This is a genomic window from Pseudomonas sp. GW821-FHT04C07 (assembly GCF_059420325.1).
This window is the reverse complement of the sequence record NZ_JBWKTM010000008.1, coordinates 160,136-174,404: the sequence shown is the minus strand read 5'-3', so window position 1 is coordinate 174,404 and position 14,269 is coordinate 160,136. Positions and strand designations below refer to the sequence as shown.

The 14,269-nt window shown below is 57.3% G+C and carries 11 protein-coding genes; 3 read left to right on the top strand and 8 right to left on the bottom strand.

The features are described from left to right. Positions 1–42 precede the first annotated feature (42 nt). Both AC07UI_RS16580 and AC07UI_RS16575 read left to right on the top strand, forming a co-directional pair. The gene (locus AC07UI_RS16580; protein ID WP_494993509.1) at positions 43–2,820 is read left to right on the top strand and encodes a hybrid sensor histidine kinase/response regulator; all 2,778 of its coding nucleotides are present in this window, start codon (positions 43–45) and stop codon (positions 2,818–2,820) included. A 63-nt stretch (positions 2,821–2,883) separates the two neighbouring features. After that, entirely contained in the window at positions 2,884–3,480 is a 597-nt protein-coding gene (locus tag AC07UI_RS16575; RefSeq protein WP_494993508.1) for a MarC family protein, read from the top strand. 362 nt (positions 3,481–3,842) lie between these two features. On the opposite strand, the gene AC07UI_RS16570 is transcribed toward AC07UI_RS16575, so the two are convergent. The 8 genes from AC07UI_RS16570 to AC07UI_RS16535 all read right to left on the bottom strand — a co-directional run bounded on the left by AC07UI_RS16570 (position 3,843) and on the right by AC07UI_RS16535 (position 12,211). Continuing rightward, on the bottom strand, positions 3,843–4,295 hold the full coding sequence (locus tag AC07UI_RS16570) for a hypothetical protein (protein ID WP_494993507.1): 453 nt from the start codon (positions 4,293–4,295) through the stop codon (positions 3,843–3,845). A 401-nt stretch (positions 4,296–4,696) separates the two neighbouring features. Beyond that, a complete protein-coding gene (locus AC07UI_RS16565) occupies positions 4,697–5,470 on the bottom strand; it encodes a hypothetical protein (protein ID WP_494993506.1) in 774 nt (257 codons plus the stop codon). A gap of 73 nt (positions 5,471–5,543) precedes the next feature. Then, the gene (locus tag AC07UI_RS16560) at positions 5,544–6,341 is read right to left on the bottom strand and encodes a hypothetical protein (RefSeq protein ID WP_494993505.1); all 798 of its coding nucleotides are present in this window, start codon (positions 6,339–6,341) and stop codon (positions 5,544–5,546) included. A gap of 425 nt (positions 6,342–6,766) precedes the next feature. Then, positions 6,767–8,467: a precorrin-3B C(17)-methyltransferase gene (gene cobJ, locus AC07UI_RS16555; RefSeq protein WP_494993504.1), complete on the bottom strand. Its 1,701-nt coding sequence runs from the start codon at positions 8,465–8,467 to the stop codon at positions 6,767–6,769. Next, positions 8,467–9,198, bottom strand: coding sequence for a precorrin-2 C(20)-methyltransferase (locus tag AC07UI_RS16550; RefSeq protein ID WP_494993628.1), 732 nt, complete (start codon positions 9,196–9,198; stop codon positions 8,467–8,469). The genes cobJ and AC07UI_RS16550 overlap by 1 nt, the downstream gene beginning before the upstream one ends. Next, positions 9,198–9,824, bottom strand: a complete 627-nt coding sequence (locus AC07UI_RS16545; RefSeq protein ID WP_494993503.1) for a precorrin-8X methylmutase — start codon at positions 9,822–9,824, stop codon at positions 9,198–9,200. Before AC07UI_RS16545 ends, AC07UI_RS16550 begins: the two co-directional genes overlap by 1 nt. Next, the gene (gene cobG / locus AC07UI_RS16540; RefSeq protein WP_494993502.1) at positions 9,817–11,121 is read right to left on the bottom strand and encodes a precorrin-3B synthase; all 1,305 of its coding nucleotides are present in this window, start codon (positions 11,119–11,121) and stop codon (positions 9,817–9,819) included. The genes AC07UI_RS16545 and cobG overlap by 8 nt, the downstream gene beginning before the upstream one ends. 268 nt (positions 11,122–11,389) lie before the next feature. Next, on the bottom strand, positions 11,390–12,211 hold the full coding sequence (locus AC07UI_RS16535; RefSeq protein WP_494993501.1) for a hypothetical protein: 822 nt from the start codon (positions 12,209–12,211) through the stop codon (positions 11,390–11,392). Between the two features lie 797 nt (positions 12,212–13,008). On the opposite strand from AC07UI_RS16535, the gene cbiE reads away from it, so the two are divergent. Next, positions 13,009–14,220, top strand: coding sequence for a precorrin-6y C5,15-methyltransferase (decarboxylating) subunit CbiE (cbiE, locus tag AC07UI_RS16530; protein ID WP_494993500.1), 1,212 nt, complete (start codon positions 13,009–13,011; stop codon positions 14,218–14,220). Positions 14,221–14,269 lie beyond the last annotated feature (49 nt).

Sequence of the window (14,269 nt, the reverse complement as noted above, 5' to 3'; positions counted from 1 at the left end):
GCATAGTTATATTCTGGCATCAATCTACGAAGGGATTTCGCCGTGCGCTGGCTCAGGATTGCCATAGGCTTCACCGTCAGTCTGCTGACTCTGCTCTGTTTGCTACCGGTCCAGGCCGCGCAAGGCAGCGGCTGGGCGGTATTGCTTGACGAAACGGCCGATCTGCAACTGAGCGACATCCGTTCTGCCCGCTACACCAATCAATTCAGCCCGATCGAACTTAGTCACCTGACCGCTGCCGAGCCTGACGGCGCCTTATGGCTACGCTTCAAACTCCAGCCAGACAAACACGAGCAACTGCTGCGAATTTTCGCGCCTGATCTTGCTCACCTTAATTTATACGTGCTCGACGACGACAAGCTGATCGAGCAAGTGAACACCGGCAACGCTCAGCCGCAGGCCGAGAGACCGCTGCCCAGCAGCGACTACATCCTGCCGCTGCCACAAAGTCAAAAAGCCCTCGATGTGTACCTGCGACTGGTTTCCGAACACCAATTGCGCCCTTACATCACCCTGCAATCTGCAGTCATGAGCGCAGCAGATCAAGGCCAGCCCCTGATCTACGGCCTGCTGTTCGGCTGCCTGGCGATGCTGATCCTGCATAACCTGACCCGCTACGCCTACACGCGCTCCAGAAGCTGTATGTGGCTGGCCGCCTGCGAAGGTCTGTTGCTGCTGAGCCTGCTGCTTCTGCTCAATCTTGCTGGCCCATGGCTGTCGGACTGGCACGCCTTGCAAACGCCTGGCGCCTACCTGTCCTTGCTGCTGACCGCGCCTTGCGGCCTGATGTTCGCCTACCGATTCTTCGCTCCCCTTGGCCCACATCCGCTGAACAAACTGTTGCTGGGCGATATCCTTCTCATCACCTTGTGCGGCTTGCTGCTGCTCTTTGTCAACACGCTGCCGCTGAACATCATGACCTATGCGCTGGTGGCTCTCGCCGGCCTGAGCATGCTGTTCGTCGCGGCTTATCACTGGCAGAAAGGCTACCGTCCGGCACGCCTGTTCGTTGTGGCCATGGTGATATTCAACATTGGCACCCTGATCATTCTGCCAGCACTTTTGGGGTTGACCCTGGTGGCTCCGCAAGGTCTGATCATGACGTTGCTCGGTTTCATCTGCATCAGCGGCCTGCTGATGAGCATCGCATTGAGCGAGCGTCAGCGCAGCATCACCGAAGCCCGCTTCAGCATCAGCCGCGACCTGGCCGCCAGCAATGCCGAGATCAACGCCAAGGCCGAGTTCCTGGCGAAAATCAGTCACGAGATCCGCACACCGATGAATGGTGTGCTGGGCATGACCGAGCTGCTGCTGGGCACACCACTGTCCGTCAAACAACGGGACTACGTGCAGACCATCCACAGCGCCGGCAACGAACTGCTCACCTTGATCAACGAGATTCTCGACATCTCCAGGCTCGAGTCCGGGCAAATCGAGCTGGACGATGTGCAGTTCGACCTCAACGCGCTGATCGAAGACTGCCTGAGTATTTTCCGGGCCAAGGCCGAGCAGCAAAACGTCGAGCTGATCAGTTTTATTCAGCCGCAAGTACCACGGGTGATCAGCGGTGACCCCACACGTCTGCGCCAGACGCTACTGAGTTTGCTGGAAAACGCGCTGAAGAAGACCGACGAGGGCGAAATCCTGATCGTCGTCGCCCTCGACGAACGCAGCCCCAAACCTCGGCTACGCATCGCAGTACAAGACAGCGGTGTTCCCATGGACACAAGCGAACGCGATGCCTTGCTGCATGCCGAGCTGCACAGCAAGAATTTTCTCTCCGCGACGCGCCTGGGTGGCAACCTGGGGCTGGTCATCGCCCGCCAGTTGATCCTGCTGATGCACGGTGAGTTCGGCATCAAAAGCGGCAATAATAGCGGCAGCACGCTGTGGCTGACCTTGCCCCTGGATCCGGAACGCCTCGAACACCCGACCTCCGATCTTGATGGCCCGCTACAAGGTGCCCGAGTGTTGGTGGTGGATGACAACGACACCTGCCGCAAAGTCCTGGTGCAGCAATGCAGCGCATGGGGCCTGAACGTCAGCGCAGTCCCTTCCGGCAAGGAAGCGCTGGCCCTGCTGCGAACCAAGGCCCACCTGCGCGATTACTTCGACGTGGTCCTGCTCGATCAGAACATGCCTGGCATGACCGGCATGCAACTGGCCGCGAAGATCAAGGAAGACCCGAGCCTGAACCACGATATTCTGCTGATCATGCTCACCGGTATCAGCAACGCACCGAGCAAGATCATTGCGCGCAACTCCGGGATCAAACGCATCCTGGCCAAACCTGTCGCTGGCTACACCCTCAAGACTACCCTGGCCGACGAGTTGACCCAACGCAACAAAGGGCTCGTTATGCCCTATCACGCACCATCAGGCGTGCCTGTAGCGATCAAGGTGCCACACGATTTTCGTATCCTCGTCGCTGAAGACAACAGCATCTCGACCAAGGTGATTCGCGGCATGCTGGGCAAACTCAACCTGCAGCCAGACACCGCCAGCAACGGCGAAGAAGCCCTGCGCGCGATGAAGGCCCAACGTTACGATCTGGTGCTGATGGATTGTGAAATGCCAATCCTCGACGGTTTTTCCGCCACGCAACAACTGCGCGCCTGGGAAGTTGGCAATCAGCGCACGCGCACGCCGGTGGTAGCGCTGACCGCGCACATCCTGACCGAACACAAGGAGCGCGCTCGCCAGGCCGGCATGGACGGGCACATGGCCAAACCGGTCGAGCTGTCGCAACTGCGCGAGTTGGTCGAGCATTGGGTTGCGCAACGTGATTCGCACAATCAGCCAACGGCTCAAACCTCCTGAGCCGACAGACTGCACAACGCCTGATAGACTCTCCGTCGCCCTCCTTCGCCGCGAGCTCCAACCATGCTCCACGTGCTGTTCAGCGTTTACCTGAAGATGCTGGTGCTCTACAGCCCCTTCTTCGTTCTGTCCTGCTTCATCAGCCTGACCCGTGGCTATTCCAGTAAGGAACGTCGGCGTCTGGCCTGGAAAGTTGCCCTCGCGACCCTGGTCTCCAGCGTCTTGCTGTATCTGTTCGGACGGGTGATTTTCAGCGTGTTCGGCATCACCGTGGATGCCTTTCGCATCGGCGCCGGGAGCGTGCTGTTCATCTCGGCGCTGGGCATGGCTCAAGGCAAGTCGGCAGTGCAGACCGATAACGTGCAGCAGGACGTGACCATCGTCCCGCTGACCATTCCCCTGACAGTCGGCCCTGGCACTATAGGCGCTCTGCTGGTCATGGGCGTCAGCCAGCCGCACTGGGACGACAAACTCACCGCCATTCTCAGCATCGCCATAGCCAGCTTCACCGTCGGCGTCGTGCTCTACCTGTCGAACCGCATCGAACGCATTCTTGGCGATCAGGGTTTGCAAATCGTCAGTCGGTTGATGGGGCTGTTCGTGTGCGCGCTGGCAGCGCAGATTATCTTTACCGGGGTCAAAGGGTATCTGGTGCCGTAATACTGATATGCATCAGGGCTTGGCCCTGATCCCCCTGGATTGAAGCTTCAACGTGTATCGGCTTTGGTCGCCATCAATTTTCCTGTGTGCCCCCAGCGATTACCGACAACAATTGCTGGTGAGGCTCAAGCAGCCTGGTCATTCGGTCTCGCTGCCTCGCAAATACTCGTTGTGAGAGTTCCAGCGAGCAATAGCTGACCGACAGGCCCGAGAAGAACCTGTCAGTGGAAAAAAGCTGATCAACTACATTCAGCTCCACAACCTCTGAAGTCTCAAAATTCAAGAACAGCAAATTCATCATCGAGCCGTGATTGCACAGAGCAACGAGTAGCCGGACCCCGGTGGCGAGTGCCCCACCCGTTTCAATAGCTTGCCCTGGCGCTATCGACATAATCCTGAATTTTAGTTCTGAATTTATTGTAGACACGCTGATTCAATCCGCGACGTCCCGCTGCACGATAAAGTCTTATGTCCTCACCGAAGTATTTAAAGAACAGAACTTTCGTGATACGCGACTTGGCCATCAAGTGCACACACGCTATCGCCATGCTGAGTTGACCATCGGCGGTCAGAATGCACGGGGCAACCTGGAAATTGCTCGAGCGACTTTTCTTGCTCCTGGATTCAAACAGTTTTAACGCATTATCATTTTCTTCCAGTGCTTTGAATGCACCGGTTACCAGCCCCAAGAGCTGGAGTTTATCCGGCCCGGCGATGGCGGCAATGATTTGCAGGATAGCCTCATCCATCGTGAATTGTATTTCACGACTTTGAAACTCGGAAAAAGCGTGGCTTGCAGTACCCCAACCAGCCATCTCCAGCGCCTTGGCATATTCTTTAAACCACAGGGCAAGGTGTGTGTGTCCGGATCGAATCCCCTGCCCGCGACAAGTTGCGCAAACAGGATGCTGTCATCGAAGTCCTCGCGGTTCTGCGGCGTCAATTTACGATCGTAGGCGACAACCCCCCTCCCCAAAGACAGCGGCACCATCCTGTGGACCGGCCTGTACTGCCAGGTTCCCCATGACAGAACGCAGCCCGGCAAAGTGCCTGGTTCTATTAACAATAGGCCGCAACGCTTCCAGACTATTAAAATATTCAGCTCGCACGAGAAACTCTGGCGAGTTCAATTCGTCTATTTCGCTACTCATATCCAGCCCCTCCTTGAGTTATGTTGGTCCGCATCCCGCGGATCTCTAAAATGATGAGAACAACGTTACCCTGTCGATTCGTCGTGCTTTTGGCACGTGACGGAGGTACAGCACTTGCTGCAGTCGAGTTGAATGCAGTTAGAAGGCACGGCAAGAATCAAATTGTCTTGTGCACCGGAGAGTCGGCTCAGCACTTTCTCACGCACGTTGTATTTTTCATAATCCACCTTATCCAGCTCTTGCTGTGAAAAATCGACACTGATTTTGCCAGCAATGTCTTTACCCGAAAAACATTGATTAAACAGGTTGATATCGACAACCTCAGAAGTACTGAAATTGATATATATAGAACAGCTAATGGGACCCTGTTCGATAAAACCTGCCTGCAGAGCGATAGTTGAAATCGCAGCTTTCCCGGGCGAACTGATTCCAGTCCGCACTGTACTTATTACGTTCTCCCGAAATACCGTCTGAACCACCTCAGCACAGGGGAGCTGAGCAATGCGACTCGTCATATCCCCAACGCTCAGCCTTTGAGAACTGCTCAAACAACCCGGTAAGTGCTCTTGAATCAGCTCTTGAAGCGTGATTATCGATTTTCTGTCCGGCTCGAAGGTTTCCGACCGGTAATGAGTACGACGCCACTTCGTCTGCACCATGGCCTTGGTATGAGCCCTGTACCACTTTTCAGGCTTATCAAACTTATCCACCTGGGAGCTTGCAAACAGCTGAGAAAAAAGCAGAGCGTTCAGCGCATCGTCCCTCCAGGAATTCGGCAAACCGTCCGAAGTCGACAGCAGATTTCCTGCAACCACCATCACATCATAATTAACACTCATCGCGGCGCTCCCATAAGTCGTATTTTTTTCCAAAAAAGGGTTACTCGTCGAGCAACCCAGTCGGGACTATTACTTATTGGAGCTTGGCTTTTTCGAAGAAGTCTTCCGAAGACCGATCCAGCACCGCGTACATAAGGTCCTGGTTTCGGAGGTGAACGCGCATATTCAGCTCAACCATTGTGGCTACTTTTTTCATTTCAAGCCGGGACCACTTCCACTTCCAGAACCAGGCCCCACCCTGGCTTGACCTGAGTTCGCAATCCATGGCCAGGAATAAAGTAATCACACTACCGCCACGAGACTGTAAACACGGCACAATCCTGAACTCTCCCGTGCTGCCCTTCTTGCTGGTACTATCGAAAATCTGTACAAGCTTATCATCAGATTTTATCGTATCGAAAACACTGCCCAGCAAGTCGAGCATTGCGGCGGCATTGGCCCCGGCAACGACCTTGACAATATCCAGGACAATGGACTCCATCGTGACGTTCGTCTGGGAAGTTGTATGGTCATCATATTTATAGGAGGTCATAGTCCAGCCGCAGTGCTTCATTGCCTCACGATAATGGGCATGCCACGCAATCGGCGTATTCTTGACATCCGCTTTTGTATCAGCATATCGCTCGGAAAAGTGAATGCTGTCCATTGCAGCCTGTCTATTATTTTCCGAGACATTATCAGCAAATCCAATTACTGCGGGAGCATACTTGCCAAGTAGTAAATCCGAGTCTTCATTACCTTGTTTCACCAAGGGCATGCTCAGCGACAGAACCTGGGGACGTAAAGATTGTGGTGCAACTTTTGCGTCACGAAAAAAAGCCCTGCTTTCTTCAAGACTGGGAACGGTCACATCCATTTCAAATGTCATCATTAAATACTCATATCAGTTTGGGTTTCAGCTTTTTAGCTGGCCTCCTAAAGCTAGCGCCCAAACCCGATAACTTCCACACCAGACACTTGACAATATATTACGAGCACATACCCCAGACTCGACACATGAGAAAAGCGGCGACTGCAATACAAATTAAATAATTCAACCGCAACTATAAATAACGAAACCAAGTCCAGCCAGACGTGACTTATTCGTTCGACACATTACTCACTCCACAAAGAAGCAACCCATACAGAAAGGCAACCAATACAATCAAGAGCAATTAAACTTACAAGCGAACAAGATGAGTCTCACTCCACACTCTGACTATTACTCAGAAGGGTGACAAACCAACCTGGGAACAGGTTGTCAGCGCGCACAGGTTTTATCATGTGCGCCTGACAGCCAATAGCGCCGAATTACAGCTAAGGTTTATCGCCATACCACCTTGGCGTATAGACCCACTCACCACCGTCTGCACGCGCAAATACGCAGGTGGTGGATGAGCCGATCAGCACCATGGTGCGCATGTCCACTTGATCGGGTGTCAGCTCGCCAAGGGTGGTCACTCGCAAGGTTTGACCAGGGCGACCGATATCACGCCCCAGCACCACTGGCGTTGCGCCCGTGCGGTGCTGCCCGACGATTTCCAGCGCCCGGCCAAGCTGCCACGGCCGTGAGCGGGAAATCGGATTGTAGAACGCCAGCGCCAGGTCGGCTTGCGCGGCCAGGTCCAGTCGCTTCTCGATGATGTCCCACGGCTTGAGGTTGTCCGACAGCGACAGCACGCAGAAGTCATGCCCCAGCGGTGCACCGGCTTGCGCGGCGGTGGCCAGGGAGGCGGAAACGCCCGGCAGGATCTCCAGATCGACGCTGTGCCAGCTCGGTTCATTTGACTCATGCAGGGCTTCAAGCACCGCTGCGGCCATGGCGAACACACCCGGATCTCCCGATGAGACGACAACCACCGAGCGGCCTTGGGCGGCCAGTTCGAAGGCATGTCGGGCGCGCTGCATTTCTTCGCGGTTGTCGGTGCAGTGCAGCACTTGATCGGCGCGGAACGGCCCGGCCATGCGCACGTAAGTTTCATAACCGAGCACATCGTTGGCCTTGGCCAGCTCAGCCTTGACTGCCGGCACCATCAGTTCGGCAGCACCTGGACCTAGACCAATGACCGCAAGACGGCCACGGGCGCGACCGATCTGCAAAGGGTCCAGCGGTTGATTGGCGACGGCTATCGCAATGCCATTGCCGACACTCAGTGGCGGCAGCAGTTGCGGGACCGCGTGTTGCGCCAGCTCGCTGACACTGGCGGCAGCGGTTGCAAAACGCAGTGGCACACTCAATTGGAGAGCGGCTTCACGCAACTGAGGGCTGGCCATTTCCGTGTCGGCCGCCAACAGGCACGCAACCGATTGAACGGCAATCTTCGATTCGTGCAGGGCCGCACGAATGGCTGTTACCAGATCCGCCACACTGGCGCTCACCGCCACCAGCACACTGCGCGGGTAGATCAGCAGTTCGTTGGCCGCGGGCTCACGCTCGGCACAACCGACATGGATCGCCAGCCGGGCGTGTTGATCTTCCAGCAGCTGCGCCTGGGCCAGCCAGGGAGCTGCGCCTTCGATACGCACGCTTTCCCCCGCGAGCAGGTCCGAGACAAAGCGCTTGCCCGACTCCAGATCGCCCAAGGCATAGCCGCTGGGTGGATTGAGCAGGCAGGTACCGAAGCGCAATTCACCGCTGGTGGTGATGGCGGCCGCAACACCCAATCCGGCCGCAATCTCTCGCGCAAGGACGTTCACCCCTCCCAGCCCGCCGAGTAACGGCACCACGGCACTGCCGTCTTCAGCGACGGCCAGTACCGGCGGCTCGGCGCCTTTTTCCAATAGCAGCGGCGCCAGAGTCCGGATCACGATCCCGGCTGCGCACAAGGCGATGATCGGCGTGTCCTGCTGATAGAGCTGGCGCAAGGTTGCACCGAACTCGTGATAGGTCCGGTCGGCACCTTCAACCCGCTCGGCCAGGCCGTGGATCATGGCCTGCGGGTACAGCTGCTGGATCTTGCGCGCAGTGGCGAGGCTGCCATTGCCCAGAATGACAATTGCCGGTGCAGAACGAGTCATCAGCCTTGCCACCTTTCGCCGGGAACAATGATCAGCGAGAAGTACGGCGAGGACATTGGCTCAACCTGATCCAGTGGCACGATCTTCTGGTTGGCCATGGTTGCACGCTCGACATACAGCGCCCGATCCGCCAGCCCGAGTTCTTCCAGTACCTGACGAACCTTGGGGAAGTTGCGCCCCAGCTTCATGATGACCGCAGCATCTGCATCGGCCAAACGGCGCTTGAGGTCTTCGGCCGGCAACACGCCGGACAACACCGACAGGCTCTGATTGCGATACACCAACGGCGCACCCAGCACCGAAGCGCCGCCGAGCATCGAGCACACGCCCGGTATCACTTCGGCGTCGTAGCGTTCAGCCAGGCGATCATGCAAGTACATGTAAGAGCCGTAGAAGAACGGATCGCCTTCGCAGATCACCGCCACGTCGCGACCGGCATTCAGATGCTTGGCGACTTCCTCGCTGGCAGCGTCGTAGAAATCGCTGATCACTTGCTCGTAAGAAAACGGCGCGGGCAGTGCTTCGGTGGTCACCGGATAGACCAGCGGCAGTAACGTCTGCGCGTCTTGCAGGTGGGCTTCGATGATGCCGAAGGCATTGCCCTTCTTGCCCTTGGCGACAAAGTACGCCACCACCGGCGATTCGCGCAGCAGGCGCAGGGCTTTGACGGTAATCAGCTCCGGGTCACCCGGGCCGACGCCCAGGCCAATCAAGCGTCCAGGTTGCTGCATCATTCGATCTCCGTAGCGAGGGCGTTGACAGCGGCGGCGGCCATGGCGCTGCCGCCCAGTCGGCCTTGCATGATCACAAAGGGCACGCCACGGCTATCAGCGGCGAGCATGGCCTTGGACTCGGCGGCGCCGACGAAGCCCACCGGAAAGCCGAGAATCAATGCCGGTTTCGGCGCGCCGGCATCGAGCATTTCCAGCAAATAGAACAACGCGGTCGGCGCGTTGCCGATCACCACCACACTGCCTTCCAGATACGGACGCCAGAGTTCCAGTGCGGCCGCTGAACGGGTGTTGCCCAACTCCCGCGCCAGGTCCGGCACACTCTCGTCGCGCAGGGTACAGATCACTTGATTGTTGGCTGGCAAACGCGCGCGGGTCACGCCCTCGGAGACCATTCGCGCATCGCAGAGAATCGGCGCACCGGCCGCCAGCGCATCACGCCCGGCCTTGCCCGCGCCAGGCGAGAATTGCAGACCATCGATTGCATCGACCATGCCGCAGGCGTGGATCACCCGCACCGCGAGTTTTTCCAGGTCGGCCGGGATTCGGTCCAGGCGGGCCTCGGCGCGAATGATCGCGAAGGAGTTGCGATAGATCTCCTGACCGTCGCGGATGTAATCAAGCATCAAGGTGGCTCCGTGGGCGGGCGTCGAGCAATGCGCCTGCCGCTTCAATGGTGAGGTTGCGCGCATGCAGGGCGCCGAAACCCGGCTGCCCTGCATCGCGAAAATAGAGGTCGTAACGGCCGGGGGCGACGGCCAACAGCGTGACGGGCGCAGTATGTGCGGCAGCGCAGGATCGCTGGCAGCCCGACAAATGCACACTCGGTGCATTGCCCTGGCGTTGCAACAGCGCAGCCAGTTGCAGCGCATCGCCCTTGGTGTCGGCCAGGCCCTTTGCGCAGCCGCTTGCGCCGGTGCAAGCGATCAACTGCGCCAGCGCCTGATCGGCCGAACATAGCAAACCAAGTTGTTGCAGGCGCTGCGTCACTTCAGGCGCATGATCTGTGTCGATACCGGGTAGCAACAGGCTTTGCCAAGGGGTAAACCGCAGGCTGCCGTCGCCAGACTCGCTGGCCAGCTGCGCGGCACCGCGCAGCATCGCCGGATCGAGGCGACCCAACGGCGTGACAGCGCCGACATAGACCCGGCCCGCTTCACGCTGTGGATAAGTGCCCAGATGCAACAGCTTCGGCGCGGGCGGCCGCTGCCATTCGGCGATCGCGATCAATGACACCCGCTTGGCCAACGCCCGCAAAAAGTTATCCACCGGAAGTTCCGTCAGCAGATGACGCATACGAGTCTGATCCGGGCGGGCCAGCTCAAGAAACAGCTCCAGCACCGCGACCACCAGTTCATGTCCGTGGGCCAGCGGCACCGCGGCCAATGGTGGGTCTATCGGACAACCCGCCAAACCAAAGGCCAGCAGCAGTTCACCGTTCAACTCACCCGCCGACAGCCACAGGTCATGGGGATGTTCAAGCATCACCAGTGCTTCACCGCCATCGAGTTGCACGGCGAATTTGGCCGACAAATCGTGGAAACGTTCGTGGTTTTGCAGGGTGGCAAGAATCTGCCCGGCGAGCGGTCGCGTGTCGATCAGCATATGCCGGTCGATCCCGGCGCTTGGGCTGAGCATCAGATTGCGTACGTCATCGCCGGCCGCCGTGGTCGGGCCGAGCCCTGCGGCGAGCAGGCTGTCGATCAATGCCGTCTGCTCGCTGCCGATCCCGCGGATCTGCAGGTTGGCGCGGTTGGTCGCCTCGATCACGCCACCCGCGTAGCGCTCGGCCGCGTCGGCTACTGCGCAGGCTTGCGCCGCGCTGATCGAACCGCCAGCCAGCTTGATCCGGCAGATACCGCCGTCCGCTGCCTGGACGATACGCAGCAACCCCGGGCAAGCCGAGGGGCGCAGAGTCGTCATAAGCGGATTTGCAGGTGTTGGAGTGTTCAAGGATCAGCCCGTGGAAAAGCGCTTCGCGGTCGAAGGCGGCGTATTATGCCTGCTTTGATCAAGGGCATGAAAAGCCTGCTGGTCGGAACGCTGTTTTCTTGCGCAAACCCGATGGACCTCAAGCAAGGAGGCCATCCTGGGTAAAGTTGATGGCCTCTTGGGTCAGCGACCATCAACATAACGCACGGACATTGTTCAATGCTATTTACCGGTCAACTGTAGCGAAACGCCAGGCTGTTTATAGCGTCAGCTCCTCGAAATAACCTGATGATCGGTCTGTAATTTTCTTTAGCATAGCCTCTCTTATTTCGAAAAAACGCCTGCGATCGAGGGTGAAATATCCATAGTGGTGCACCAGCGTGGTTTCCTGCTCCTCCCACTTTATAAATAGAAACTCCTCCGAAGTCTTGACAAAAACAAACCATGAATGACTCACCGCCATTGATAGTTGACCCTGGCCATTATCGGCACATGGCATCACCTGGAAACTTCGCCCTCCCGCTCTGGCGCTCTTTGATGAGAACAGTTTCAATGCAGCCAGATTATTTTTCAAAGCATTGAATGCATCAACGGCCACGTTATACATGGCCCCACTGGATATTGGCTTCAAGACATCCAGAATGGACTGAGTGATTGGACCGTAGAGCGTCGTCAAGTGGCTCTCAAGCATGACCGGGCGATCATGTATCCACCCTAAGTGCCAAAGCCCAAGCGTAAAATGCTGCAGCCATTCATACCACTGACTCTCTCGGTCATACTTCGTATCAGTATATTGTTCCAAATACAGTACGCAGTCCTGTACATCCTGTTGATCTTGTCGAGACACCCCGGAGGTGAACGACAGTAAAGCACTGCCCACCACGGCTGCACGCCCCTTGCCCGGCCCTGTCAAACCACGCGTCTTTTTATCGATCCAGGCGCGCGTCGAAGATCGGTGCACAGGAGGTAATTGTGCGGTGTTAATGAAGGCCAGTCGCGCCTCAAGACTCGCGGGGGCATCCATCGATGTTCTAATCATTTCAACGGTCCTTAAATATTGTATTTCATCCAGAGCATCCACAAAGCCTTCCGTACAGCATCCGAGTAAACCATTATCTAAAAAGCAATTTTCGACACTGCTTATTAAACCTAGTCAAATGCAGATAAAAATTCAGACACACGACTCACAAAGCCAAACTTTAAAAAACAAAACAATTCAATTACTCATCCTTTCACACAACACCCCATCAACAACACGCTCTTCACCCATAGTTTGCCCGGAGAAAAGTCAGGCTTAAGGAAACGCTGAAAAAGACTTCCATACCTGGAGACATACACACCTCACATGAACGGAGCGGTTGAGCCTCGATGAAACAGACATGCCGGCAAGTGTCAGCAGCCCCTGCGCAAGCACTTCCCGATTGAGATGGATCGGACGGGTTATACGAAAGTGCGCTATTGCGAACTTCTGAAAAACACCGCGCAACAGACCACACTATTTACTCTGTCAAACCTGTGAATGATGCGAAAGCGGTTGCTGGGTGCGGGAGAGGCGCGCCTGCGATGCGCGAAGTGTGCCGAGAAAAGGCGCAGTCCAAGGAAAAGACATGAATTAACAACAGCCAACGCCCGTTTTTTGGCAGACCACCCATTTTTTGAGTCGCAAATGGAAGGGGCCTCGAAATATCGGTGGCTAATTCAGGCCGTCCTTAACCATCGGCAAAACATTCGTATTATCCAGTTCATCCCGCGGTCATTCTGAGCACCTGTCGAACAGCGCAGGAAAAACCTATCGAAGCCGCGCTATCATTGCGCTTTGGTCCGAGGCCCAGCCAACCCGTGTCTCGGAGCCACTGTTTTTTTGTTTGAGGAATATGGATGGCGCCCTGGCTGACAGTAGTAGGAATCGGTGAAGACGGCTTCAGCGGTCTGGGCAAGAATGCTCGACACGCCCTGCTGGGCGCTTCACGGATTTTTGGCGGCCAGCGGCAACTGGACTTGTTACCGGTTTGCATCCGTGGCGAGCGTCAACTGTGGCCCAGCCCGTTCTCCCTGGAACCGGTGCTGGCGCAGCGCGGCGAGCCTGTCTGTGTGTTGGCCAGCGGCGATCCAATGCTGTTCGGCGTCGGCGCTAGCCTGGCGCGGCAGGTGGCCAACGATGAGATGCAGGTTTTGTCCGCGCCGTCCTCCTACTCGTTGGCGGCCGCTCGACTGGGCTGGCCGCTGCAAGAGGTGGTGACGCTCTCGGTGGTCGCCCGCCCTGTGGCAGCCCTGGGCGCACAACTATTTAGCGGTATTCGTTTGCTGGTACTGAGCAACGATGGCCAGAGCCCCGCGGCGATCGCCGCGCTGTTGCGTGAGCGGGGGTTCGGGCCGAGCCGGATCACGGTACTGGAACACTTGGCCGGACCTGCCGAACGACGCATCGAAGGTATTGCCGGCGACTGGAGCGAGCCGACCATCGCCGATCTGAATCTGGTCGCCATCGACTGCATCGCCGAACCCGGCACACCGCGCTTATCGCGACTCGCCGGGCTGCCGGATGCGGCTTTCAAACACGATGGGCAACTGACCAAGCGTGACGTTCGCGCCATCACCCTCGCCCGCCTGGCTCCAGTGCCAGGCGAGTTGCTGTGGGATGTCGGCGCCGGCAGCGGCTCGATCGGCATTGAATGGATGCGCGCTCATCCAGGCTGTCGCGCCTTGGCCATCGAGGCCGATGACGGCCGTCAGCAACTGATCGAACACAATCGTGATGCCCTCGGCGTCCCCGGCTTGCAATTGATTCGCGGCAGCGCGCCGCAAGCGCTGACAGGCCTGGAGCGACCGGATGCGATTTTCATTGGCGGCGGCGTCACCCGCGAGGGCGTGCTCGACACCTGCTGGGAGCAATTGAAACCCGGCGGCCGGCTGATCGCAAACGCCGTCACCCTGCAAAGCGAAATGACCTTGATGGCCTGGCGCGAACAGCATGGCGGTGAACTGACCCGCATTCATATCGCTCAGGCGCAGCCCCTGGGGGATTTCGATACCTGGCGCCAGGCGTTGCCGATTACCTTGCTGGAAGTAGTCAAGCCTGATGATGTGTGAAGTTCGAGTATGCCATCGCGGGCAAGTCGGATCGCCGCACCGCTCGCTC